This is a genomic window from Bradyrhizobium sp. 87 (genome assembly GCF_023073015.1).
In the GTDB taxonomy this organism is placed as follows: Bacteria; Pseudomonadota; Alphaproteobacteria; order Rhizobiales; family Xanthobacteraceae; genus Bradyrhizobium; species Bradyrhizobium canariense_D.
This window is the reverse complement of the sequence record NZ_JADPIQ010000100.1, coordinates 1-24,156: the sequence shown is the minus strand read 5'-3', so window position 1 is coordinate 24,156 and position 24,156 is coordinate 1. Positions and strand designations below refer to the sequence as shown.

Genomic DNA, 24,156 nt, shown 5'->3' with positions numbered 1-24,156 from the left:
AATACTGGGCTAGTTTGAACCGCCGCGTAAGGTGTGAAAAAGCGTCATCCCTTGCTCAACGCTTCGGCAGGCAGGAGGTGTCGGCGAGTCTCGGCTCTCGCCGGCGGCGATCGTCCTCAGACACCTTCCGAGCAGCCTTTGCAGTCCCGGCTTGCGTGTGACGCCTGTTGCAAATTTGTGACGGCTCAAGCCAAATCGGAACCCGCTATGCAGGCTTGGCGTGAAGTTAAGCAGAGACGCGCCAGCACGCGTATGCATTTGCGAACACCGCGACAGTAGCTTCCACCCATCTTGTTTGCCTTGTCCGGTCGACATGAAAAGGCGAACGAAATCAAATGGGGATATCCGGCAATGGGTCGCTCTCGGCCGACGGCGTGGCGGTGAGGTTGGCCTTCCAAATCGGCCGGTGAACGCCGCGCCCTGTGCAAACAAGCGGCATGCCTTGAAACAAGTTGAGGCTTCTCACTCCGGGAGATCGGCGCAAGTGTCGCACCCAAGGGACGTTCATTTTTACGTGTCCAAACTTGGGGGTATTCAGGATGTCGTTTCGTTTCAAGGCAATTGCAGCAGGCGCGCTGTCACTTGCTACGCTTGCTACCAGTGGCCTGGCTCAGGCGGCGGATCTGCCGGTCAAGGCTGCCAAGAAGGCGGCCGACCTTCCGTTCTTCCTGGTGATCGACGACCGCGTCACCTTCTCCTATATCTTCAACGCCTCGCAGCCCGGAGCGTTCACCAACACCAACGGCGTGATCAACGCCAAGACGACGAAGCAGGTCTACTCCTTCACCCACTTCGATGCCTGGACTTACGGCACCAACTTCTTCACCATCTCGATGTTCAAGTCGGACCACAATGATCCGGCCGGCCCGTGTACCGCCACAGGCGTGGTCGTGTCGCCGGCTGCAGGCTTCGCAGCGACACCCACGAGCTGTGCCGGCGCGACAGAAATCTACGGTCTTTTCCGCTCGACCTTCGGCTGGAACGAGATCTTCAACACCAAGGCCTTCACTCAGGGCCCGCTGCATAACATCTCGTTCGAGGTTGGCATGGATGCCAACACGGAGAACCGGTATTTCGGCGCCGCCAAGCGCGACGTTGTCGCGGGTCTGCAGTTTGCCTTCGATCTTCCCTATAAGGGCTACTTCAACGTCGCGCCGCTGGTGTATTGGGAGTTCGCCAACCACAACTCCTTCTCGCAGTGCGGCGCCGGTTGGTCCGCTCCGTGTATTGCCGACGGCAACACGTCGTTCAAGCCGACCTGGGCGATCGAAACCAATTACTATATGGACCTCGGCTTCCTGCCGCAGAACATGCAGTATTTCTCGATCAGCGGCCGCGCGGCGTGGTATGGCAAGAAGGGCACCGACACTGAGCCGCTTCCCGCCAGCGTCGCCAACGGCGTCTATCCCACCAAGGTCGAGTTCAACTCCGAGCCGATCCGCCTGACCCTCGATGCCTCGAAGGCGATTTGGGGTGATAAGTACTCGCACTTCGTCGACGTCTGGGTCGCCTATCGCTATTGGCAGAACAAGTTCGGCCTCGATCACAACAACGCCGTGGCCTGCACCACTTTGGCCGGTGGCGCGAGGGTGAGCACCGGCTCCTGCACCGAGTCCTCGCTCTACTCCGGTGTCACTGTGAAATTCTAGCCACCTGACACGCTTCAGGTGAACGACGATGGCGCCGCGTCAAACCTCCGCGGCGTCATCTTCGTTTGTGGGCAGGAAGGTAGGGGATGAGCCGTAGGCGCAATCCGCTCTACGAAATTGAATTGGTGTTTGCTACTTCGTCCACACGTCGTCGTGCAGCGCTTCGGCCTCGTCTTCGAGCAGCGGCCCCGCAACCTCTGTCGGCCGCTGGCCGCTGGCAAAGACTTCGCGACAGGGCAAGTCGAGCGTCGGGTTCTCCGGATGATCGCCGGTGATGCCGCGCAGGCGGTGCTCGCTGAGGCCATAGACGACACGGCCGATGCCGGCCCAGTAGATCGCGCCGGCGCACATCGCGCAGGGCTCGGCGGAGGAATAGAGCGTGGCTCTCGCCAACACCTCGCGGCCAAGCGTGCGGCAGGCCTGCGTGGCGGCGAGGCGCTCGGCATGCGCGGTGCCGTCGTGATCCGGCATGTAGCCGTTCTCGGCCTCGATCAGGACCTTGCCCTCGGCATCGACCACGATGCAGCCGAAGGGATGGTTGCCGTGCGTGAGGGAACGGCAGGCGACCGCGAAGGAAAGGCGAAGGAAGTGCTCGTCACGCTCGGACCCGCCGCTCATCGCTCTTCCCTGGTCAATGCCCCGCCATGTGCCGGCCGACCACGGTGAGATCGGCTTCGCTGGTCCGTGCTTCATACACGAATTCGCCGTGGAACATCACCACCAGCCGATCGGAGAGTTCAAGGAGTTCGTCGAGGTCCTCGCTGACCAACAGCACCGCGGCGCCGCGGTTGCGCGCGGCCATGATCTCGGCATGGATTTGCGCCACCGCCGCGAAATCGAGCCCGAAGCAGGGATTGGCCGCGATCAGCACCTCGACGTCGCCGCCGAGCTCACGGGCCAGCACGGCGCGTTGGACATTGCCGCCCGACAGCGCCGAGATCGGCGTGTCGGGCGTGCGGGTCTTGATCTTGTACTGGGCGATCTTCTTCCGCGCGTCGACGCGGAAGGCACCGCGGTTGAGCCACCAGCCGAGGCTAGCGAAAGGCGCGCGGTCGAATTCGCGGAAGGCGATGTTGTCGGCGACGCTCATGCCGCCGACACAGGCGTTCTTCAGCGGCTCCTCCGGCAGGAGTGACATATTGTGCCGCCGCATCTCCTCGCGGCTGGCGTGATAGGGATCGCCGGCGACGCGGATCTCGCCACTCTCAGCCCCGCGCTGCCCGGCCAGCACCTCGACGAGCTGGCGCTGGCCGTTGCCGGAGACGCCGGCAATGCCGACGATCTCGCCGGCGCGGACCGTGAGGGAAACGTCATGCACGGCGATGGCGCCGGCGTCGTCGCGCGCGCGCATTTTCGCCAGTTCCAGCCTCGCCTTGCCGGCCTCACCGGTGCGCGGCGGCTGTAGCGTCAGCTCCTCGGCGCCGATCATGGTGCGCGCCATGGCGTCCGGCGTCAGTTCGGACACCTTGCCGGCGCCGGCGAGCTTGCCGCGGCGCAGGATCGTGACGTCGTCGGCGAAGGCCATGACCTCGCGGAACTTGTGCGTGATCATCAGGATGGTCAGCTCGCCCTTGACGACCATGTCGCGGAGCATGCCAAGCACCTCGTCGGATTCCGCCGGGGTCAGCACCGAGGTCGGCTCGTCCAGGATCAGGAAGCGACGCTTCAGGTAGAGCTGCTTGAGGATCTCGCATTTCTGGCGCTCGCCCGCGGAGATGTCGGAGACCTTTGCGCTGAGCGGTACCTTGAATGGCATGCGCGCGAGAAAGGCCTCGAGCTCCTTCATCTCTTTCGGCCAGTTCACGACAGCCGGCACGTCATCGCGCGCCAGCACCAGATTTTCGGCGACCGTCATCGCCGGCACCAGCGTGAAATGCTGGTAGACCATGCCGAGGCCGAGGGCGTGGGCGTCCTTCGGATTGCCGATCGCCTGCTCGCGCCCGCCGACGAGAATGTCACCCTCGGTGGCGTGGTAATAGCCCATAATGCATTTGACGAGCGTCGACTTGCCGGCGCCGTTCTCGCCGAGCAGCGCATGGAACGAACCCGGCCGCACTTTCAGCGCGACATTGTCCAGCGCCAGGAAATCACCGAAACGCATGCTCATGGCGATGGCATCGACGCCGAAGGCGCTCGATGGCGGCGACGTTTCGCCGACGATCACGAAATCGCTCCGATGAAGGCGTCGGCGGTCGAGACCGCGCCAAACACGCCACCCTGCATTTTGATCATCTTCAGCGCGTGCTCGTGGTTGCTCTTGTCGGTCGCACCGCAGCAGTCATGCAACAGCACGCATTCGAAGCCGCGGTCGTTGGCCTCTCGCATGGTGGTGTGAACGCAGACGTCGGTGGTGATCCCAGTGAGCACGATGTTCTCGATGCCGCGCACGCGCAGGATCAGCTCCAGATCGGTGGCGCAGAACGAACCCTTGCCGGGCTTGTCGATGATGGGTTCGCCGGGCAGCGGCGCGAGCTCGGGGATGATGTCCCACCCAGGCTCGCCGCGCACCAGGATGCGGCCGCAGGGACCGGGATCGCCGATGCCGGCGCCGATCTGCCGGGAGCGCCAACGCTTGTTGGCAGGCAAATCCGAGAGATCGGGACGGTGGCCTTCGCGGGTATGGATGATGTGAAAGCCTCGGCTCCGCATTGCCGTGAGCAGTCTCTTGATCGGCTCGATCGGCGCCCGCGTCAGCGAGAGGTCATAGCCCATCTTGTCCACATAGCCGCCGACGCCGCAGAAATCGGTCTGCATGTCGATGATGATGAGCGCGGTATTCTCCGGACGCAGGTCGCCGTTATAGGGCCAGGCATAGGGCTCGGACTTGATGGTGCGCTCGGGCATGATTTGGCTCTCTAGCGGGTGATCGACAATTCGGCCGGGGCTCCGGTCAGCGTGCGTTTCGGCGAGCAGGTGATGATCATGATCGCCAGCGTCAGGATGTAGGGTGCGGCGTTGAAAAGGTGGTAGCCGGAGGTGACGCCGACCGATTGCAGCGCCGGGCCCAGCGCTGCGGCGCCGCCAAAGGCGAGCGAGGCCCACAGACACAGCAAGGGGTCCCAGCGCGCGAAGATCACGAGCGCCACGGCCGTGATGCCCTGGCCCGAGGACAGGCCCTCGTTCCAGCTTCCGGGATAGAACAGCGACAGAAAGGAGCCACCGATGCCGGCGAGGAAGCCGCCGACCATGGTCGCGCGCAAGCGGATCAACAGCACGGAGTTGCCCATCGCACGCGCGGCGTCCGAACTCTCGCCGGCGGTGCGGATCAGGAGGCCCCAGCGCGTGGTCCGGAAGGCCCAGTAGAGAGTTGGGGCGAGCGCGACACCAATCAGGAACAACACGTTGACCCGTAGTGCCGCGCGCACCTGTTGAATGTCGCTCCACCAGCCGAAATCGATCGCGGGCAGCCGCGGCGCGGTGGGCTCGATCAGCGGCTTGCCGAGATAGAAGGCAAGCCCGGTGCCGAACAGCATCAAGGCGATGCCAACCGCAATGTCGTTGACGCGCGGCAACGAGCAGATGCCGGCATGCAGCGCGCCCAGAAGCGCGCCGGTGATGCCAGCGGCGAGCACGCCGAGCCACGGCGATCCCGTAAGGTAGGAAATCCCGTAGGCGCTCATCGCGCCCATTACCAGCGTGCCTTCGAGGCCGAGATTGATGCGGCCGGAGCGCTCGGTGATGCATTCGCCCAGGCTCACGAACAGGAACGGGGTCGAGACTCGAATGGCGCCGCCGAGCACGGCGAGCGGAACGGTCCAGAGTCCGATCGAGCCGTCTGCCATCTCAGGACTTTCCCTTCAGAAACCCGATGCGGCCGTAGAGCGCATCGCTGGCCAGCACGAAGACGAAGATGATGCCTTGCAGCACCAGCACGGATGCATCCGGCAATCCGAGGCGGCGCTGCAACAGCCCGCCGCTGGCGCTGATACCACCGAGCAGGATCGCGACGGGGATAATGGCGAGCGGATTTTGCCGCGCCAGGAAGGCGACGAGAATCCCTGTGAAGCCGTAGCCTGCGGCGAGGTTCGCGTTGGTGCGCCCCTGCACCGCGGCGACCTCGACCATGCCTGCAAGGCCCGCGGCGCCGCCGGCGAGGAAGCAGACGATCAGGATCAGCTTGCTGACATTGAGACCGACGATCTTCGCAGCGCGGATGTTGCCGCCGGCAACACGCGCGGCGAAGCCAAACACAGTGTGATAGATCAGGATATAGGCGGCGAACGCGGCGATCAGGCCGAACACGAGACCCCAATGCACATCGGTGCCGGGGATCGATCCGATCATGTTGGCCGCGCCGACCTCGCGGGTCGACGGCTTGTTCAGGCTGCCGGGGTCGCGCATCGCGCCTTCGACGAGATGGTTGAGGACCGCGAGCGCGATATAGACGAGCAGCAGGCTCGAGATCGTTTCGTTGACGCCGCGATATTGCCGTAGCGCGCCCGAAAGCATGACCCAAAGGCCGCCGCCGATCACGCCGGCGACGACCATGGCGATCTGCACGATGAGCGGCGGCATGCCCTGAAGCACCAGTGCTGCGCTGGTTGCCGACAGCGCGCCGATCAGGAGTGCGCCTTCGCCGCCGATGATAACCATGCCGAGCTGCGCGGGCAGTGCCGTGCAGAGTGCGGTAAGGATCAGCGGCGCCGCGCGCGTCAACGTGTTCTGCCATGAGAACCAGGTGCCGAACGCGCCGTAGTACATGTAGAAATAGAGGTCGAGCGGGCTCTTGCCGAACATTGCGACGAAGATGCCGAAGACCCCGAGCGCGCCGGCCAGCGCCGCGCCCGGGATCAGGATATATTCGATCGCTCCGCCGTGACGCTGGAGGAATCCCGGATCGGCGGCCGGGGCAACGGTGCCGACCGCTTCAGCGAGATCTGCAGCTTCCGCCGTCACGAAGTCGCCCCGACCACGCCCTCCACGAGATAGTCCATCTTCTCGAGTTCGGGATCTTTCTGGCCGCGATCGGTGCCGGCCGCGATCACCGTCTTGCCCTTGTTGTCGACCAGCCCTCCCTTGAAGATGGCGTAGCCGTCACCGGACAAGAACTTGGCCTTGACGTCGTCGGCGTGCTTGCGCGCCTCGGCGGAGACCGCTTCGCCATAGGGCGAGGTCTTGACGATCTCCTCCTTGAGGCCGCCGCGATAGAAGTTCGGAATGCTCTCGCCGGCGGCGATCATCTTGACGAACTTGGGGTACAGCGCTTCCCAGTTCCACTCGGCGCCCGTGAGATACGCTTTTGGCGCGAGCGGCGACTGGTTGACGTGATAGCCGCACACCATGGCGCCCCGACGCGCGGCGTTCTCGACCATGGTCTTCGGACCGTCGACATGGCAGGTCAGTACGTCGACGCCCTGATCGATCAGGCTGTTGGTGGCCTCGGCTTCCTTGACCGGCATCGACCAGTCACCAGTGAAGATCACTTGCGTGGTGGCCTTGGGATTGGCAAGCCTCGCGCCGAGCGCGAAGGCGTTGATGTTGCGCAGCACCTGCGGGATCGGTTTCGCGGCGACGAAGCCGAGCTTGCCGCTCTTGGAGCTATAGCCGGCGATGATGCCCGAGATGTATTGGGCTTCATCGATGTAGCCGAAATAGCTGCCGGCGTTTTTCGGGTCCTTGTCGCTCCACAGGCCGCCGCAGTGCTCGAAGTGCAGCTTCGGGAATTTGTTGGCCATCTTGACCATGTGAGGATTGTAGTAGCCGAACGAGGTCGGGAAGAGCAGGGTGGCGCCGTCGAGATTGATCATGGACTCGATCGTCTTCTCGACCGCGTCGGTCTCCGGCACCTTCTCTTCTTCCACGACTTTGAGGCCGGGAATCTTCTTCAGCGCCGCCGCGCCCTGCGCATGCGCCTGGTTGTAGCCATAGTCGTCCCGCGAGCCGACGTAGATGAATCCGATGGTGGTCTCGGCCGCGAAGGCCGGACGAATGCCCGTCGCCGCACCGAGGGTGACGGCCGCGCCGCCCTGCAACAAATGACGTCGTGAGACCCTGCCAAATTCCATTGCTTGCTCCCCTTGGCGGATGCACCGCCTCATCTCGCGCTGCGCCGGTCTGGCGGAGCCCGGGATAGATTGTCGCAAGCTTCGTGCCAGAGGCTACCGAGGGAGGATCTCCACTTAAGTTGTTGAGAGTATTTACTATTTTCGGTGATCTGCGCTTGAACAGGAAAGTAGCAGATGAAAATATAGGCAGTATTTTATGATTGTATGCAATGGAGTTAAGCAGTCTTAACCAGCTTGGACATGTGCATGACGAGGGTCGGGTGGTCTGCCGGCAACCGCATTCATGCTAACCACGCGCTGATCGGAACGATGTCGACAGCGTGATTTCGCTGGCACCGAACTTGAATCGATTGCCGCCAGGATCGCCGTCGCCGCGGTCCCAAGAGATGGAAAGCCCGCCGAGATGGCTGCTGGTACCGCCGTTCATAATGGTTCGCTCGGCGAAGAGATCGTGCGAAGGATCAACGAGCTCGCGGCGATCTCGGAAGAAGGCGACAAGCTCACCCGCATCTATCTGACCGGCGAGCTGCGCAAGGCCGCGGACCTCATCCTGAGCTGGATGCGCGACGCCGGCATGAGCGCGCGTCTCGACGCGATCGGCAATGTCTGCGGGCGCTACGAAGGGGAGCGGCCGGGCGCGCCCTGCCTGATGCTCGGCTCGCACTACGACACCGTGCGAGATGCCGGCAAATGGGACGGGCCGTTGGGCGTGATCACGGCGATCGCCTGCGTCGCCGATCTCAACCGCCGCGGCAAGCGCCTGCCGTTCGCGATCGAAATCGTCGGTTTTGCGGATGAGGAAGGGGTGCGCTTTGCCTCGACCCTGCTCGGCAGCCGCGCCGTGGCCGGCACTTTTGACGCAAGCGTCCTCAACACACGCGACAGCGATGGCGTCGCGATGCGCGATGCGCTGGTGCAGTTCGGGCTCGACCCCGATCATATCGGGGCGGCCGCGCGGGCCCGGCGCGAGCTGCTTGCCTATCTCGAGCTGCACATCGAGCAGGGGCCGGTGCTGGAAACGCAAAACCTCCCCGTCGGAGTTGTCACTGCGATCGCGGGCGCGACACGGCTTGCCGCGCGGCTGACCGGCATGGCGGGGCACGCGGGCACGGTGCCGATGGCGCTCCGGCGCGATGCGTTGGCGGGCGCGGCCGAATGCATCGGTGCGATCGAGCAGTTTTGCCGCACCGACGAGGGTGGGCTGGTCGGCACCGTCGGCTACATCCAGGCGAGGCCCGGCGCAACAAACGTCATTCCGGGCGAGGTGTCGTTCACCATCGATATGCGGGCGCCGACCGACATGCACCGCAAGCGCGCGGTCGCCGATGTCGTGAGGCAGATCGAGGCCATCGCAAAGCGCCGCCAATTGACACTTCAGCTCGACGTCACCCACGAGAACCGCACCGCGCCCTGCGCGCCCTGGCTCAAGGAGCAGATCGCGCAGGCGATCAAAGCGGAAGGTTTTTCCGTGTTCGAGCTGCCGAGCGGGGCGGGGCATGACGGCATGGCCATGATCGACATTGCCGACGTCGGCATGATCTTCGTTCGCTGCCGCGGCGGAATCAGCCATCACCCCGACGAGCATGTTGAGCTCGCCGATGCCGACGCCGGCGCGCGAGTGTTGCTGGGGCTGATCGAGAATTTTCGGCCGCGGCAAGGGTAAATCGGCTCCTCACGTCACCGGCTAGAGATAAGAATCAGACAGGTCTAGCGTCGTAACGGCGTCCCGCCGGACCACGAGACAACATTCGACGGCGCGTATGAACAGCGGCATCTCTTTTCCATCCCATGGCGAAAACCGATTTTACCAGGGTATGGCGGCGACCTTCGTTGCCAGCGCGCTTCAGGCGGTGAACTTTCTCGGTGATCGATTCCTGAGGAAGTCGCATCATCCGTTCACGGCTATCGAGGACCTTTACCGGCACTCGATGGACAGTGCTTTTGCGGTATCTGAGTCCTTTCTCGTTACGGGCGCGCCGCACGCTTCTGCGTACTATCCGCGCGACTTTGCCTGGTTCTATCCCGACATCCTCGATCCCGACACTATCCTGGATTCGCAGGATGCGGTGCGCCGGGCTCGTCTGCTCGAAAAGAGCGTCCGCCTGCTGCTGGAAGCGGTTCGCGCCAACGTCGTCACGACGACGATCGTCCCGGCGGGGCGCGCCCGGTATCTCGGCGTGAACTATTTCTCGCGCCCTTCGGATACGCTGCTCGGCATTCTGGCCGGCCTGCGGCAGATGATCTCTGCCGAGGAGAGAGCGTCGTCCTATCTGGCGATGTCGCAATGCGTGCATGCCGGTCGCCTGCTGCTGGCCGAATATTGCGGTGATCTGAACCGCGCGATCCTCCAGCTCGCAAGCGAGCTCGAGCCGTTCAATGATGATGGCTCTACGTATTTGCTGTGCGATGCCAGTGCTCCGCGCTCTGCGGCAACGGACACGCGCGCCGAGCGCAGGCGTTTCGTCACCAATGCCTGCGTCTACACGACATTCGTGTGCGGCGTGCGGCTTGGAATCGTCGACGAGAACGAGCTGAAGCGGCGGCTCGGACGCGACCTGGCGCAGTACAAGGGGGACCTGCTCCGCCTGTTCGGCAAGGGTGGCTATATCAGGCATTCCCTGGATGGCCCCACGCGCTCGCCGGTGTCCTCGGTCGCGCTGGATTTCGTCAGTGTGCATCGCGGCTTCTGGGATATGAACGAGCCGGCCGAGCGCGCGCTGTTCGCAGCCACGGCGGATCTGATCATTGCGGAGCCGCGCTTTCGCATCCCCGGCACATTCCACTTCCTGGTGTCCGCGGATAATCCGCGGAACAAGATGATCCACAAGATCGCGGCTCCCGCCTATCAGGGACGTTCCTCCTGGCCGACGTTCAACGTCGAATTCGCGGATCGCATGCTGGACTATGATGAATTCTCGTGCAGCGATACCTACCGTTCCTGCGCCCAGGGAATTCTGAAGGACATTCGCACCGCAACCGAAGTCCACGGCGGCTATCAGGAACTGATCTCGGAGCACGGCCTGCAATATCGCACCTGGGCCTACAAGGGCGCCGTGGCCCACTCCTGGTTTCCGCGTTTCCTCTCTGTCTGGAGGAGGGCGCATGGAACGCCGCTCCTCCATTGGAATGACTGAACGGCGGTCGTTACCCAGCCGTCACGTCCACAAGCTCGCCACCGTCGAGGACCTTGGCCGCCTTGGCGAGGTCGAGGTCGCCTTCCCAGGCGGCCACCACCACGGTCGCAACGCAATTTCCGGTGAGGTTGCCGACCGCGCGAGCCATGCCGATGAACCAGTCGACCGACAAGACCAGCACGAGGCCGATCGCAGGGATGCTGGGCACCGCGTTCAGCGTCGCCGCCAGAATCACGATCGCGGAGCCCGGCACGCCATGCGCGCCCTTGGAGGTGATCAGGGAGACGCCGAGCACCAGTAGGAGGTCGCCGAAGGACAGCGGCGTGTTGGTCGCCTGCGCGATGAAGACGACCGCAAGCGTCAGGTAGATCGAGAACGCGTCGAGGTTGAAGGAATATCCGGTCGGAATCACGAGGCCGACGACGGAATCCTTCACGCCCATCCGCTCCAGCTTCTTCATGATCTGCGGCAGCACGGCGTCGGACGAGGCGGTCGCGAGCACGATCGTCAACTCCTCGCGCAGGTAGGCGAGGAATTTGAAGATGTTGATGCCGGCAAGCGCCATGACGCCGCCGAGCACGCCCAGCACGAAGATGCCGACCGAGACGTAGAACAGCGCAACCAGTGAGACGAGCTGCTTGAGCGAGCCGACGCCGTATTTGCCGACGGTGTAGGCGACTGCGCCGAGCACGCCAAGTGGAGCAACGCGGACGATAAGCCCCATGACGCGGAACAGCACGGTCGAGGCGGCATCGATCATCGACGTCACGAGCTTGCCCTTCTCGCCGCCGACCAGTGCGAGGCCTACGCCGAACAGCACGGCGAAAAACAGCACCTGGAGCACGTCGTTGCGCGACAACGCGTCGAACGAGGTGCTCGGGATCACGTTGAGGAGGAAGGAGCCGATGCCGCCGCCCTGAAGCTTGTGGGCGTTGTCGGCATAGGTATTGAGCGCCTTGGCGTCCAGCGTCGAGGGGTCGATGTTCATGCCATGACCGGGGCCGAAAGTGTAGGCCAGGATGAGACCTACCACGAGCGCGACTGTGGTCATCACCTCGAAATAGACCAGCGCTTTGACGCCGACCCGTCCGACCTTCTTGAGGTCGCCCGCGCCGGCAATGCCGTGCACGACGACGCAGAACACGATCGGCGCCACGATCATCGAAATCAGCTTCAGGAAGGCGTCGCTCAGAATCTTGAGCGAGATGGCAAAATCCGGCGCGGCCACCCCGAGAATGATGCCGAGGATCAGCGCGGCCAGGACCTGGACGAACAGCGACGTGTAGAGCGGCTTTGGCTCGGCGGCCGGGGCCGCGGCAATGGTCGACATGGTGACTCCCCCGTTTTGACGACGTCTCGATCGTCGAAAGGAGCAACTAGCGTGCCAGATTGTCGCGGTTTTCGCTGAGGAGGAGGTCTATTCGGTCTTTTTGGGTGCGACCGGCATCCGCATCGGCGCCGGGAAACCGTTCCAGGTGCCGTCGGTCACGTGGACAGACGATCTTGCGGTCCACAGTCACGTTCTGCGCGCGGGTGGCCGCGTCACGCCGCGAGATCCAGCAGCCGACACGATCCGCGTACCAGCACCTTGCGTCCATTCGGCGTCATGACCGGCACGCCGTCGCAGACGACGACAAGACCGAACTTGACGAGGCTCTCGATGAGATAGGCCTTGGAAAGGCGACCGTTCGACACCGGGTCGCGAAGCGCCTTCAGAACCTCCCATTGGTCTGGCGAAAGATCGAAGTCGATGTCGTTGCTCATGTTGCCTCAAGCCGTGGTGCCGTTCCTGCGCCTCTGTTAGAGGCGCTGCATGAAGACCGTGCGACGACAATGAGTCGGGAATTCGGTGAGGCGTTTAGAACTTCTCTTCACAAATTGCTGCACGCCATTGCGCCACAAGAGTTAAGACCGCTCGGTCACGAGGACCGTCCGAGCCTCGATCACATATTGATGATGTAGGCTTGATGTTGGTCCGCGAACTACCGCACTGCACGGGAAGCGCTGCTGTCCCATTCTGCGTCGCAATATGCACAGAAATCATGAGAACGAAGGGTTCGGGATTCTGTTACGCTGATTCGCGGGGAATGGCTTCACACGGCAGGAGTGGAGTGCATGAACAGGCTGGTCGAAATTCGCAGTCAGGAATCCCTGTGCCGGGAGCGTGCCGCGCTTGATTTGCAGCGCCGGCTTTTCTGGCTTGCGCAAGCTCAGGAATGGGAGCAGCGCGCGCTTGACGAGATCGCCTATCATTCCCGGGAGTGCAATGTGGCTCAGACGGAGCTGGGGCGAAACTGACGTCGGCTGTGGGTAAGGCCTACTGATAAGTCGCCACAATATCGGATACCGCGCGCTCGAGCTGCTGCGCGGTGGCGCACTGGCGCACCACGCTGCAGAAGGTCGCATAGCGCGGCATCTCGGAATCGCCAAAGCCCCAGGCGAGACGTCCTTCGGGATTGAGCCACACCAGTCGCTTCGAGCGCTCGGAGATGCGGCGCAGGATGTCGGCGCGCGGATCGAGATTGTTGCTGCGGGCATCGCCCAGCACGATCACCGTGGTCTGCGGCGTCAGCGTGCTCATGAACTCCTTCTCGAAATCGGCCAGCGCCGAGCCGTAGTCGGAGGAGCCGAAGCCGACCTTGGACATGATCTCGGCCATCGCCTCTTCCGGCGGTTTCGATTCCAGGATGTCGCTGACTTCGATCAGATGCGAGGAGAAGGCGAACGAATGGACGTCGTCGACCACCTCGTGCAGCGAGTGGATCAGGAGCAGGAAGAAATCCGAGACCTGCGCCACCGAGCCCGAGACGTCGCAGAGCGCCACGATCTTCGGCCGATCGCGATGCTTGCGCTTCCAGGCCGTGAGAAAGGGGATGCCGCCCCAGGCGGCATTGCGGCGCAGCGTGCGGCGGACGTCGAGATGACCGCGCCGTTGGCGCTTGCGTGGTTTCGAATAGCGCTCGCGCAGGCGACGTGCGATCTGGCGGATGAGAGCGCGCATCTCCGCGACATGGCGGCGCTCGATGCGGGCAAGCGGCGCGTTGCGAAGAATCTCGTTGCGGAGGTTTTCAGCTTCCTCGCGGGCATAGAGCGCAAGCCCCTGCGCGACGGTGTCGCGGACGGCTTCGCGCAAGGCATCGAGCGCGGCGCGAAGCCGCTCGGCCAGTGCCGGATTGGTCGCGGTCAGCTCCTCGAGATCGTCGCGCAGCCGCTGGAGCCCCATGGCGTCAAGGATGCGGCTGGAGAAGATGCCGCGCTGGGTGGAGTAGCGGATGTCGGATAGGGAGGCCGCACCTGAGGCGCTGGCGATCGCGGCGGTGATCGCGTTGCGATCCTGCAACAGCAGCATCTGCGCGAGGGGCCCCAATTCTGCGGGAGGCGAACCGGCGCTCGCATCGCTGGCCGCACTCGACGACGGAGATTGATCCGCGTCCTCCGAAACATAGTTGCTGTCGGCTTCAGGCTGTTCCTGTCGCGGCTCCGGCTGGCTGAAGAACAGATCGAAACAGTCTCCGAGCGCGAGCTTTTCGTCCTGCGACTTGGCGAGCGTCAGAAGGAGCGCATCGCGCAGGATGGTCCGGTCGGAGACGCCGACCTGCGCGACCGCACGCATCGCATCGATGCTTTCGGCCGGCGAGACATGGACCCCGGCGCCCCGTGCGGCACGGAAGAAACGATGGATATTCTCGCGCATCGGGGTCAACCGAAGACGTTGGATCGTGCTGCCTTGGCAATGAAGGTCGTAATCTGAGGCTGAGCCGCCTCGATGTCGGCCTCGTATTTCAGGAGCACGTTGAGCGTGTCCTTGACGATCTCGGTGTCGAGCTCCGAGGCCTGCAAGAGCACCAGCACGCGTGCCCAGTCGATGGTCTCGCTGACCGAAGGCAGCTTCTTCAGGTCGAGCGAGCGGATTTCGTGGATGAAGCCGACCATCTGCCGCCGCAGCGTCTGCGAAATGTTGGGGACGCGGCTCTCGACGATGCGCTCCTCGAGCCGCTGCTCGGGGAAGCCGATGTGCAGATGCAGGCAGCGCCGCTTCAGGGCGTCGCCCAGATCGCGCTCGCTGTTGGAGGTGAGGATCACCGTTGGCGGCGTGATCGCGGAGACGGTGCCGAGTTCTGGGATCGTGACCTGGAAATCGGAGAGAATTTCCAGCAGCAGCGATTCGAATTCCGCATCCGACTTGTCGATCTCGTCGATCAGGAGCACGCAGCCGCCCGGCTGCTCCAGCGCTTGCAGCAGCGGCCGCGGCTCGACGAACTCCTTGGAGAAGAACACGTCGCCGAAATCGTGGAGCTGATGAAGTGCAGCGTGCAAAGTCTGCGCGCCGCCGAGGACTTCCCCGAGCTTGTCCTTGAGGATCTGCGTGTAGAGAAGCTGCTTGGCGTATTTCCATTCATAGAGCGCCTTGGCCTCGTCGAGGCCTTCGTAGCACTGAAGGCGGATCATCTTCAGGCCGCGCCAGGCCGCAATCGCCTTGGCAAGCTCGGTCTTGCCGACGCCCGCGGGTCCTTCGACCAGGATCGGCTTCTCGATCTGTTGCGACAAATAGACGGCGGTCGCGATCTGCCGGCTCGCGATGTAGCCTTGAGCGGCGAGGCCGCTCTCCACTGCCTCGATCGCTGTCGAGGGCTTCTGTTCAGCCACGAAAAGGCGCTCCCAAAGGTCTTGATTGAGGCTTGTTCTGCCTGCGTTCACGGCAAAGAACAAGCCTCGTTTGGGAGAGGCCAGACCCGCGCGAATGGGCGTTTTTTCCGCTCAACGCAAATAGCCGGGCGGCCAACCGGCCGCGGGATCAGTGCCGCAGCAACTCCGGCTTGCGGATCGTCTGTCTGACCTCGGCGCCGCAATCGGCGCATTCATAGACGAAGTCGATCTTGGCAAGACTCCAATGCGGTTCGACCTCGCGCACATACATTGGAAGGAACCCCATGCAAGCAGGGCAAATCACAGGCGCGATCTCGATATCCTGATGATGCTGTACATAAGCTGGCATCTCGGCTCTCCTTCGCAGACGACCTCCAAACCCGCGCGAAGGCTACTGCCGGCCGGCGAAAGGCCGACATCAACTCTTTCGAACAGAGGCGGAACGGCGGAGGTTTGTCGTTCGCTGTGACATTCTTGTTACGTCTCTGTACTGTGACGGGTGGAGCAAATACCTATTTCAAAAGACCGATCCGGTATTCGGACTTCGACCTCAACGATAAGGGAGCAACGCCCATGACGCATGCCATTCGCTTTCACAAGACTGGTGGTCCGGAAGTGCTGGTCTGGGAAGAAGTCAGTGTCGGCAAGCCCGGACCAGGCGAGGCACGAATCCGCCATACCGCCGTCGGTCTCAACTTCGTCGACATCTACAATCGTTCGGGCCTTTACCCGGTGCAACTGCCGAGTGGGCTTGGTAGCGAGGCTGCTGGCGTCGTCGAGGAGGTCGGGCCTGGCGTCACCGATCTGAAGCCCGGCGATCGCGTCGCCTACGGCGCCTCGCCGCTCGGGGCCTATTCCGAGGCGCGGCTGATCCCGGCCGACCGACTGCTGAAGCTGCCGGACGGTGTCGACGACAAGACCGCAGCGGCGATGATGCTGAAGGGGCTCACAACGCAATATCTGATCCGGCAGACCTATCGGGTGAAGGCCGGCGACACCATCCTGCTGCATGCGGCCGCCGGCGGCGTCGGCCTGATTCTCTCCCAGTGGGCCAAGCATCTCGGCGCAACCGTGATCGGCACCGTCAGCAACGACGAGAAGGCCAAGCTCGCCAAGGCGCATGGCTGCGACCATGTCATCATCTATAGCCGCGAGGATTTCGTGAAGCGCGTGGACGAGATCACCGGCGGCAAGAAGGTGCCGGTGGTCTATGACTCGGTCGGCAAGGATACGTTCTTGAAGTCGCTCGATTGCCTCGCGCCGCTCGGCGTCGCCGCGCTGTTCGGTGCGTCCTCCGGCGCCGTCGAGCCGCTCAATCTCGGTCTGCTGGCGCAGAAGGGCTCGCTCTACGTCACCCGGCCGACGCTGTTCACCTACGCCGCCAAGCGTGAAAGCCTGGTCGCGATGGCGGGCGAGCTGTTCGATGTCGTCAAGTCCGGCGCGGTCAAGATCGAGGTGCGCCAGACCTATCCACTGAAGGACGCCGCCAAGGCGCATGCCGATCTCGCCGCGCGCAAGACCACGGGATCGACCGTCCTCACGGTGTGATCTCCGACCGGGCTGTGGCGCAGGCTGGCAGAGCGTTTCGAGCGAACTGGATTCCGGTTCGCGTAGAGAAAACGCGTCAAAATAAGAAATCCAGAGCCCGTTCCGAGTCGATCGGACCGGAAAAGGTCGGCCCTGGGCCTGCGTTATGTCCGCTCGTGCTTACGCAGATCGCGGGCGTGATCGAGGCGGAGAGCCTGGAGGTCGACTTCTTCGGGCGGGATCCGGGGCAGGGCAGCCTCAGCGAGGATCGCCTCGGTCACGTCTTCGACCGAATTCTCCACGATTTCCTGGATGAACGAGATATTCCGATATTCCCCTGAGGCACCGCGGGAAATGACCTCGCGCCTGGTGATTTCAGGGTCGACCACTGCCTCGCGGCCGCGGCGCCCATAGTCGATCATCACGACGAAATACTGCATGAAACGATCCTGCCGTGCCCATGGTCGGGAACGGCAGAGTATTTCCGAAAAACGGAATCAAGTCAAGGTGAATTTCGTAAAAACGGAAATTGCAGCCTACTTGCCCCTCTTGCGCGGGCGCGCCGACTTGGCGCGCAGCCGCTCCAGCTGCCCCTTGGGCATGGACAGGCAGATCTCGCCGACCCACTCCAGTTTCACGCCGACGATCTGCTTGGCATTGAAGCTGCTGAGATTGACGACGGAGGGGGATTTGCCTCGTTCGATGGTCTTCAGATAGCGCTCGCCGGTCTTGAGCCGGACCACGGCCTCCTCGCCGTAGAAGCTCGACAGGGGATGGCGCTGGTCCTTGTAGACTACGATTACGTCGCCGCTCTCGTATTTGGGCAGCATCGAATCGCCCACGATCTCGAATGCGATGGTCTCCTCCATGATCGGAAAGGGCAGCGCGATGTCGCCAAGGCCTTCGGGGGGAACCTGCTCATAATCCGGCTCGATCACGGCACCGGCCCCCACGCGGCCCATGATCGGCGCGAGATTGAGCTCGAGATATTCCATGATCGGAATGATTTCCGAAGCCTTCACCAGGCGTTCGCCGCCGAGGATCTCCGAGACAGCGCCGGGGCGTACGCCCATGGCAGCCGCCAGGCCGCCCTTGCTCTTGCCCGTCTTTTCCAGGCCCCGTTCGATCATTGCAGCGTCCAACATGGTGATTCCCTCGATTGTCCATCGTCCGTCTCTTGTAATCCGAAATTCGGAATTGATGCAATTATGAATATCAGAATTATCGCTTGACTTCGACTTCGGAATACCGGAATGTAGGCTCCGCCTCGCGGTCGTGCGATCGGAGGAGGCGCATCACAGGACAGCAGCATGGAACCGGCTCATTGGCCGTCGGAGCACTCCGACGCGCTTCGCGACTATTTTCTCAAGGGGTTGTCTTATGCGGAGATCGGAAGACAGATTAACGCAAGGTTCGGAACGGCTTACACGCGCAACGCGGTGGTCGGCCGCGCCAAGCGGCTCGGGCTGATCGTGCAGGTGCGGATGACGAGCCCGTCGATCGTGCCGGTGCTGCCGTCTGGAGCCTGTCTTATCCTCCCGCACCGTCACGCGTTACTGAACCTGCCGCCGAAATCTGCGATGAAGCCTGCCGCGCAGGTCAAATTGCGCTGCGTCGGCGTCCAGCCGCGCCTGGTCCCGTTGGTCGAACTCGCTGCCGAGGACTGTCGCTATCCCTATGGCGGCGACAAGGACGGGGAGGAGATTACCTTCTGCGGCCATCCAAGTGAGCCGGGCTCGAGCTATTGCATGCCGCATGCGCGCCTGACGAGCCGCGCCGGAGCCGGATCCGCCCGCGTCGACGGCCCCGTCGTGCTGAGGCTGGTCTCTGCCGCCTGACCTGACGACCGTCCGTTCAATCGTCAATTCGCAAGGAGTATCCGAGTGGCACGTGTCCGACGCAACAGTTCCTTTAAATCGGCGAATGTCTACGACCGACGCTCACGTGAGATACCGTTCAATGCGGAGGTGGCGGAAGTCGAGGTGGACAATCCGCTGGCGCTCGACCCCGGCGAGAAGATTATGGCCGTGCGGTCGATCCGCAGCGATCCGCTCGGCCGGCTGCATGCGCACCGTCAGATCGACGAGGCGCAGTATCGCGGCGGGCGCGCCTTCCAGGACGATTGGGAGAAGGCCGAGCGAGGCCCTCAGGCAATGGACCCGACTCGCGAATATGTCGATGGCGCGCGCATGCGCGAGCCGGTCACCGAGAGCCAACGCCAGGCGGTGCTGCGGCTGAACCGGATCGAGCGCGAACTCGGCACAGACGGTGCCGCGCTAGTGCACGACGTGTTGGTGCTGGGCCTGACCATGGACGAGATCGGCCAGCGTCGCGCCGTCCGTACGCAGCGCTGGATCGACTATTTTGCCCGACGTTTCCGTGAATGCCTGGACCGGCTGGCAGTGATCTATGGCTTTGCGACGGAAACGGGGAGACAGCGTGCAGGGCAACGAAGATGACAACGGCGCGCCCGCGACCACGATCGTGGGCGCGCCGGTCTTGTGCTTAGGGATGCGGTAGGATCTGGTAGGTCGTGGCATAGGGCTCGACCCGCAGCGAGGCGTTGGCCAAAAGGCCGATTTTGGCGGTCGGCGCCTGCTGCAATTCGCCGTTCGGACCGCGATGCACGTTGTATTGCCAGACGGTGAGATCGCCCTTCTGTACCAGAGCATGTGCAACGGCGCTGGCATCATTGCCGCCGAGGGCCTGAAGCTCCTCCGTCGACAATCCGACGACGATTTCGTCCTTGATGGTGACGATCTTGAACAGGTTCATCCTGGTCTCCTGCGCCCACGCGCTTTGTGTCGAGAAGGTGAGAAGCGCGACTGCGGCGCCCTTGATGAGATCGCAACGAGAAAGCATGCCGTCGTCCTTTGGTGCTGGGGCGCCCGGTTCGATCAATGCATCAGTCACGGCGCCCGTGATCTGCGTGACTGTTCGCCACCGCTTTGTCGTTTGCTCCTCGAAAACGGTTCACGGCCGGAAACAAATGCGGCCCGATGAATCCTGATGCGAAGAGGCCGAGTCCAAGTCCAAGAGCTCGAGGGGACGGATTTGGATGAAATCCAAACGCCATAGTTTGTCTCTTGGTCAGAAGGCCCCGCTGTGGCTGCCGATCCATAGCGCGAGATCGACGCCTATTTCGTCGACGATACAACCGCCGACGCCAGACTCAACAATTACGTGTATACGCTGAAGAAGCCTGGTTCGCGTCCACCAACGTCCATTCAGATCCGAAACAACACGAAGCGCAGCGTCGATTGACGGCAATCGAGGCTGTATGCCTGATGGATGACGCTTCTTGACGCAGGTGGGTGACGGCGGGCCCTATTCCTGTTATCCGGAATTGCCGTGGTGCGATGCAGACGAAGCATCGCTGCGCCAACCGTTGGGCTTGCCGGAGGGGTTGTTTCTCGACATAGTTACAACCTGTTCAGGTGCGCGCTTGCACATGTAGCTCGGCGTGCGAACACACCGGGCTTCCCCCGGCCGAAGGCGCGCCGTCGCCATAGCATCCGGTTATGGCATCCGGTTATGGCATCCGGTTATGGCGTTGGGTTCTTAGTTGGGACCTCGATGTTGGATCACGAAGTCCGATGCTTGTCATAGGTGCGAGATGAAGAACCTCGATTTCGCAGCTGAGCTGCACCTCAAGCTCGGCGCGCCCGCAAGCGGCACCGTCGAAAGCCTGCGCCTGCTCCGCGCCTTTCTGAAGCTCGCGCCCCGGCAGCGTTTCGAGGTCATCAAGCTCGTCGAAGACCTCGCCACCGAAGAAACCCTCCCCGAACACCCCCTTTCCTGAGCCGGCCCGCGCGCCCCGCCTTACGATTTCCTGCCAAAGCCGGCCGCCAAGCGACGACTTCCCCGGGGCTGGACGCTGGCAGGCGATCCGGCAAGTGTGGTATTCAGTTCTGAAAACGGGAGGAGTGCGACCATGATCGAACCGAAGCTCGAAGTTCCGGCCGAACTGCGCGACCTGGCCGAGAAGACGATTGACCAGGCGGAAAAGGCATTCGGCATGTTTTTCGAAGCCGCCACCAAGTCGATGACGACCGTTCCGGGCGCGGGGGCGGACGTGTCGAAGCAGGCGCTCGCTTTCACCGAGCAGAACATGAAGTCGGCGTTCGAGCATGCTCGCAAGCTCGTCCATGCGACCGACCTTCAGGAGGCGATGCGAATCCAATCGGATTTCCTGCGCAGCCAGTTCACCAGTGCCGGAGACCACATGCGCCAGATGACCGGCAGTCTCATGCAACCGGGTAAGGACAAGTCCTGATTCTCGGTGTGTTCACGCCGCGTCCACAGATTGGACTTGTCCGGCGTGAATATCGCCACTGGTGCCGGTCCATGATGGCCGTCGAATGGACCTCATTCGCCGCCCATCATGCTTTCTGCTGACCCCTGTCGGTTCTCAGGCAGGGATTTGCATATGTCGCAGGTACCTTGAGCCATCGGCCGCTCTGCTAACGCAGCGATGCGATGTAGGCCGCGATGTCGCCGGCTTCAGTCCGGCTCAAGGGGAAATTCGGCATCTTCGGGTGCGGGTCTAGCAGGAAAAAAGCGCGTCTTTCTGAACTGAAGTCGGGCCTGCGCGCAACGGACGCGAAGGAGGGAACGTCGGCGCTCGCCTGGATCTGGCCGTTCGCCACGACATGGCGGCTGGCGGACCAGCGCTTCGCAAGCTCGGCGCCATGATCTGCATCGGCGCTAGAAAAAGATAGGCCGGCAACAAGCGCAGCCTTGAAGCAGGGCGGCCCCGGGGTGTCTAGGAGCCCGGGGCCACAACCTCAGCTTCCGGTGGGTCCAATAGTTCGGCCACGGGGTCCAAGCGGGAATCAGCGGAGCACATTTGGCGAAAAGTTTTGCATCTGCAGCCTGCTGCATTTCTATGCGGTGAACGCCCTTCGGATGATGCGGGGAGTTCGATCCCGCAACATGGGCAGTGTGATCGCAGCCCAGCGACAATTGTTGTGTCTATTCCTGGCGTGTGTGGGCGATGGCGTCTATGATGCAACTGGACAGATTAGTCGACCAGAACAGCGCTGAAGAACATCGTGTACGGTGCTTTTGACAAATAGAAGCCGTTCTAATTTTACCTAGGGCGCTCATTGTGCGGCGCCCGCCGGTGGGGAGGCCTAGCGGCTAAGCGCTACAATACCAGTATTCGTATTCCCCAAATTCTGCACGGCCTTGTTCATCGTAGGATCGTTGACGTAGCCGCTGGCGGGGATAGAAGAGCCATTGTTCTCATTCCTAGCGCGATTGCCCAGCCGATTTCCCGTAGTTTGATGGTTGAGAGCATTGCTCGTGTTAGGTCCGGGCGAACCACCCGCACCGCTCGCGGTGCCACTGCTCGACATCGAGCCGGCCGCCGTGCTGCCTGAGCCTGTTCCTCCTCCCGAAGCTCCACCTGAACCACCTCCGCCAGCTTGCGCCAGGGCCGAGGTGCTTGGTCAAAACGCGACCGCTATCCTGTTCGTTCAGGCGGCGCAAAATGATCTTCGTTCGACTGACGCTTCAACGTGGCTTGCAGCCCTTGATGGGTATTTGGCCACTTTCCAGGATGCAATTAAGTCCTCACGCAAAATCGTGCAGCTCAAAATCAGCACGCACAATCCTCCTAACGAAAGTATCTTCAATGTTAATCGGGCCATCGCCGACGGGCTCTGCGCCGCTTCCCAGCGAAGGAAGGTGCGACTTCGTCCTAGCACTACTTTGGCAGAATTTATTTGCGCCAGTGTTTCTCAAGGATTTGTTTTCGGCAGTATGGACACCGTTGAGGCGGCGGCGAACGAAGCGGATGGTGCGCTGTCGCTGATTACGGACAGCGTAGCGGATGACCCGACCGTGGCTTTGGCCAAAATCCACTATTTGCGCAGCCGATGCGAGCCGGAGACGTGGTGGGATTTCGCAAGCGAACGTCACAGGCGTTATCCCGATAACGAAAACTTGGCAGGTGCGGCAGCAGAGGCTCGCATAGACCAAGCAGCCCGTTGGGCAGAGACGAACCAACGCCGCACACTAAACCGCGAACTCCGCGCACAAATTGCCGAAGCCATCGCCATTCTTGAGCAAATGCGACAGAAGTTCGCTGGCTCTGAAGCTGCTTGGGACGACAATCGGATGTCTCTGAGTGTCAATCTGGCGATTGGTCTTCGGCTGCTACGGCAGCATGATGAGGCCAAGAAGGTAATCGAAGCGGCGCTCTTCGGAGACCGATGAACATCTGCCGCCGCGCGCTGTGGCAACCTTTACGAAGCCAGCCGGATTCGGCGACGCCGAGAAGGCGAACTTATGCAGTCTGAAGCGCTGCGACTCGCACGATTTCGTTCTCTAGCCGGTCGATGCAATTCTCATCGAGCAACAGAAGAACAGTTGCGCCCAATCAAGCGAGCATCATAGACACGCTGCATTGTGAATGCTGACGACGACGCTCGCGTTGAAGCACACCATACGGACCGGATAGACATACTGGCCGGAGAGGAGGCCTTGCAGCACTGTTTCGAGATCGGTGTGCTGTTCGTCCGTCTCGCGCCAGGCGCAGCCGGCGCGCGCGCCAAAGTCTTCGAGCACGATGTAAATGTCTCGGTCGAGACGGTCGGTTGGCACGATCGAGGGCGAGGAACGCATACACTTACTCCGATACTACGGACGGCCGAGAGGCGGCCCCAGCTTGGGGGCTGGTGGGGTAGGCCGGGGCCGCTCCGCCAGCTCAGGCGGCGAGCGGGCGATGACTGAAATGCCGCCGCTCCTTGTGGTTCCACTGAGCTGGGTCAACCCGGAAAATCCCCAGTCGCGCGAGCTTACGTTCTTCTATCCTTCCTGGTCTCGATAGTGGGCGAGCTCCGCTCTTGCGAGTGCCCGGGCCTGTTCAAGCGCTTCTGCCCCAGTCAATAGGTTCGGTGCAAGCCGCCGTCCCGCGATATCGTCCCAATAGAAGTAAACGCTCGGCCGACCATCGGCGAATTGACTTCATAGCTGCCGGTTAACGGCACAGCTTCGTGCTTACGGATGCGAACGGGAGTGGGTGGCATCGTCTGGATATTGCCTCGCATAAGTTCTTAGCAAGTTCGTGGCTGATCGCGTGCCGGTTCTCAGCCGCACCGCAAATACGAAGGCCGCAGCGGGAGGTTTAAACCGCTGCGGCCCGCGCATTGCCAAAAAAGCCCGGGTCAAATCGAAAGTAAAATATGC

General features: G+C 62.4%; 24 protein-coding genes and 2 pseudogenes. 10 read left to right on the top strand and 16 right to left on the bottom strand.

The window, feature by feature from the left end:
• The first annotated feature begins 539 nt into the window (after positions 1–539).
• A complete protein-coding gene (locus IVB50_RS26550; RefSeq protein ID WP_247297937.1) occupies positions 540–1,649 on the top strand; it encodes a hypothetical protein in 1,110 nt (369 codons plus the stop codon).
• Positions 1,650–1,781: 132 nt separating this feature from the next.
• On the opposite strand, the gene IVB50_RS26545 is transcribed toward IVB50_RS26550, so the two are convergent.
• The 6 genes from IVB50_RS26545 to IVB50_RS26520 are packed head-to-tail and all read right to left on the bottom strand — an operon-like array spanning position 1,782 to position 7,654.
• Complete coding sequence (locus IVB50_RS26545; protein WP_247297935.1) at positions 1,782–2,267, bottom strand: nucleoside deaminase; 486 nt, start codon at positions 2,265–2,267, stop codon at positions 1,782–1,784.
• Between the two features lie 13 nt (positions 2,268–2,280).
• Positions 2,281–3,813 (bottom strand): ABC transporter ATP-binding protein, encoded by a 1,533-nt coding sequence (locus tag IVB50_RS26540; protein WP_247297933.1) that lies wholly within the window; start codon positions 3,811–3,813, stop codon positions 2,281–2,283.
• A complete protein-coding gene (locus IVB50_RS26535; protein ID WP_247297930.1) occupies positions 3,810–4,493 on the bottom strand; it encodes an isochorismatase family cysteine hydrolase in 684 nt (227 codons plus the stop codon). Before IVB50_RS26535 ends, IVB50_RS26540 begins: the two co-directional genes overlap by 4 nt.
• An 11-nt stretch (positions 4,494–4,504) precedes the next feature.
• Positions 4,505–5,431 (bottom strand): ABC transporter permease, encoded by a 927-nt coding sequence (locus IVB50_RS26530; protein WP_247297927.1) that lies wholly within the window; start codon positions 5,429–5,431, stop codon positions 4,505–4,507.
• A 1-nt stretch (position 5,432) separates the two neighbouring features.
• Complete coding sequence (locus tag IVB50_RS26525) at positions 5,433–6,545, bottom strand: ABC transporter permease (protein WP_247297924.1); 1,113 nt, start codon at positions 6,543–6,545, stop codon at positions 5,433–5,435.
• Entirely contained in the window at positions 6,542–7,654 is a 1,113-nt protein-coding gene (locus IVB50_RS26520; protein WP_247297922.1) for a BMP family ABC transporter substrate-binding protein, read from the bottom strand. Before IVB50_RS26520 ends, IVB50_RS26525 begins: the two co-directional genes overlap by 4 nt.
• Before the next feature lie 403 nt (positions 7,655–8,057).
• Between IVB50_RS26520 and IVB50_RS26515 the strand changes: the two genes are divergently transcribed.
• Complete coding sequence (locus tag IVB50_RS26515) at positions 8,058–9,317, top strand: allantoate amidohydrolase (protein ID WP_247297919.1); 1,260 nt, start codon at positions 8,058–8,060, stop codon at positions 9,315–9,317.
• Positions 9,318–9,414: 97 nt separating this feature from the next.
• On the top strand, positions 9,415–10,788 hold the full coding sequence (locus IVB50_RS26510) for a hypothetical protein (protein WP_247297916.1): 1,374 nt from the start codon (positions 9,415–9,417) through the stop codon (positions 10,786–10,788).
• Positions 10,789–10,798: 10 nt separating this feature from the next.
• On the opposite strand, the gene IVB50_RS26505 is transcribed toward IVB50_RS26510, so the two are convergent.
• Positions 10,799–12,118: a dicarboxylate/amino acid:cation symporter gene (locus tag IVB50_RS26505; protein ID WP_247297913.1), complete on the bottom strand. Its 1,320-nt coding sequence runs from the start codon at positions 12,116–12,118 to the stop codon at positions 10,799–10,801.
• Between the two features lie 212 nt (positions 12,119–12,330).
• Positions 12,331–12,552: a hypothetical protein gene (locus IVB50_RS26500; RefSeq protein ID WP_018456680.1), complete on the bottom strand. Its 222-nt coding sequence runs from the start codon at positions 12,550–12,552 to the stop codon at positions 12,331–12,333.
• Between the two features lie 351 nt (positions 12,553–12,903).
• Here IVB50_RS26500 and IVB50_RS26495 point away from each other — a divergent pair, with 351 nt between their 5' ends.
• On the top strand, positions 12,904–13,086 hold the full coding sequence (locus tag IVB50_RS26495; RefSeq protein ID WP_247297910.1) for a hypothetical protein: 183 nt from the start codon (positions 12,904–12,906) through the stop codon (positions 13,084–13,086).
• A gap of 19 nt (positions 13,087–13,105) precedes the next feature.
• On the opposite strand, the gene IVB50_RS26490 is transcribed toward IVB50_RS26495, so the two are convergent.
• The 3 genes from IVB50_RS26490 to IVB50_RS26480 all read right to left on the bottom strand — a co-directional run bounded on the left by IVB50_RS26490 (position 13,106) and on the right by IVB50_RS26480 (position 15,784).
• Positions 13,106–14,482 (bottom strand): VWA domain-containing protein, encoded by a 1,377-nt coding sequence (locus tag IVB50_RS26490; RefSeq protein WP_247297906.1) that lies wholly within the window; start codon positions 14,480–14,482, stop codon positions 13,106–13,108.
• Positions 14,483–14,487: 5 nt separating this feature from the next.
• On the bottom strand, positions 14,488–15,435 hold the full coding sequence (locus IVB50_RS26485) for a MoxR family ATPase (protein WP_085395396.1): 948 nt from the start codon (positions 15,433–15,435) through the stop codon (positions 14,488–14,490).
• 148 nt (positions 15,436–15,583) lie between these two features.
• Positions 15,584–15,784 carry a hypothetical protein gene (locus IVB50_RS26480; protein ID WP_007612817.1) on the bottom strand — a complete coding sequence of 67 codons (201 nt, stop codon included), beginning with the start codon at positions 15,782–15,784 and terminating at the stop codon, positions 15,584–15,586.
• Positions 15,785–16,008: 224 nt separating this feature from the next.
• Here IVB50_RS26480 and IVB50_RS26475 point away from each other — a divergent pair, with 224 nt between their 5' ends.
• Complete coding sequence (locus IVB50_RS26475) at positions 16,009–16,983, top strand: quinone oxidoreductase (RefSeq protein WP_247297903.1); 975 nt, start codon at positions 16,009–16,011, stop codon at positions 16,981–16,983.
• A gap of 143 nt (positions 16,984–17,126) precedes the next feature.
• On the opposite strand, the gene IVB50_RS26470 is transcribed toward IVB50_RS26475, so the two are convergent.
• Together IVB50_RS26470 and IVB50_RS26465 are read right to left on the bottom strand one after the other, a co-directional pair.
• Positions 17,127–17,402 carry a hypothetical protein gene (locus IVB50_RS26470; RefSeq protein ID WP_247297900.1) on the bottom strand — a complete coding sequence of 92 codons (276 nt, stop codon included), beginning with the start codon at positions 17,400–17,402 and terminating at the stop codon, positions 17,127–17,129.
• A gap of 96 nt (positions 17,403–17,498) precedes the next feature.
• Positions 17,499–18,107 (bottom strand): S24 family peptidase, encoded by a 609-nt coding sequence (locus IVB50_RS26465; RefSeq protein WP_247297883.1) that lies wholly within the window; start codon positions 18,105–18,107, stop codon positions 17,499–17,501.
• A gap of 165 nt (positions 18,108–18,272) precedes the next feature.
• Here IVB50_RS26465 and IVB50_RS26460 point away from each other — a divergent pair, with 165 nt between their 5' ends.
• Both IVB50_RS26460 and IVB50_RS26455 read left to right on the top strand, forming a co-directional pair.
• The gene (locus IVB50_RS26460) at positions 18,273–18,800 is read left to right on the top strand and encodes a GcrA family cell cycle regulator (RefSeq protein ID WP_247297880.1); all 528 of its coding nucleotides are present in this window, start codon (positions 18,273–18,275) and stop codon (positions 18,798–18,800) included.
• A 45-nt stretch (positions 18,801–18,845) separates the two neighbouring features.
• Complete coding sequence (locus tag IVB50_RS26455; protein ID WP_204511910.1) at positions 18,846–19,421, top strand: hypothetical protein; 576 nt, start codon at positions 18,846–18,848, stop codon at positions 19,419–19,421.
• Between the two features lie 46 nt (positions 19,422–19,467).
• Here IVB50_RS26455 and IVB50_RS26450 read toward each other — a convergent pair whose 3' ends face one another.
• Positions 19,468–19,824, bottom strand: a complete 357-nt coding sequence (locus IVB50_RS26450; protein WP_247297877.1) for a hypothetical protein — start codon at positions 19,822–19,824, stop codon at positions 19,468–19,470.
• A gap of 754 nt (positions 19,825–20,578) precedes the next feature.
• Here IVB50_RS26450 and IVB50_RS26445 point away from each other — a divergent pair.
• Both IVB50_RS26445 and IVB50_RS26440 read left to right on the top strand, forming a co-directional pair.
• The gene (locus tag IVB50_RS26445; RefSeq protein ID WP_247297873.1) at positions 20,579–20,764 is read left to right on the top strand and encodes a hypothetical protein; all 186 of its coding nucleotides are present in this window, start codon (positions 20,579–20,581) and stop codon (positions 20,762–20,764) included.
• A gap of 132 nt (positions 20,765–20,896) precedes the next feature.
• The gene (locus IVB50_RS26440; protein ID WP_018456669.1) at positions 20,897–21,238 is read left to right on the top strand and encodes a phasin; all 342 of its coding nucleotides are present in this window, start codon (positions 20,897–20,899) and stop codon (positions 21,236–21,238) included.
• A gap of 187 nt (positions 21,239–21,425) precedes the next feature.
• Here the strand turns inward: IVB50_RS26440 and IVB50_RS26435 are convergent.
• Positions 21,426–21,668: pseudogene (locus tag IVB50_RS26435) on the bottom strand (cytochrome c); the annotation flags it as partial.
• 601 nt (positions 21,669–22,269) lie between these two features.
• Here IVB50_RS26435 and IVB50_RS26430 point away from each other — a divergent pair.
• Positions 22,270–23,184, top strand: a complete 915-nt coding sequence (locus IVB50_RS26430) for a hypothetical protein (protein WP_247297870.1) — start codon at positions 22,270–22,272, stop codon at positions 23,182–23,184.
• Positions 23,185–23,397: 213 nt separating this feature from the next.
• Here the strand turns inward: IVB50_RS26430 and IVB50_RS26425 are convergent.
• A pseudogene (locus tag IVB50_RS26425) lies at positions 23,398–23,592 on the bottom strand (hypothetical protein); the annotation flags it as partial.
• Between the last annotated feature and the right edge of the window lie 564 nt (positions 23,593–24,156).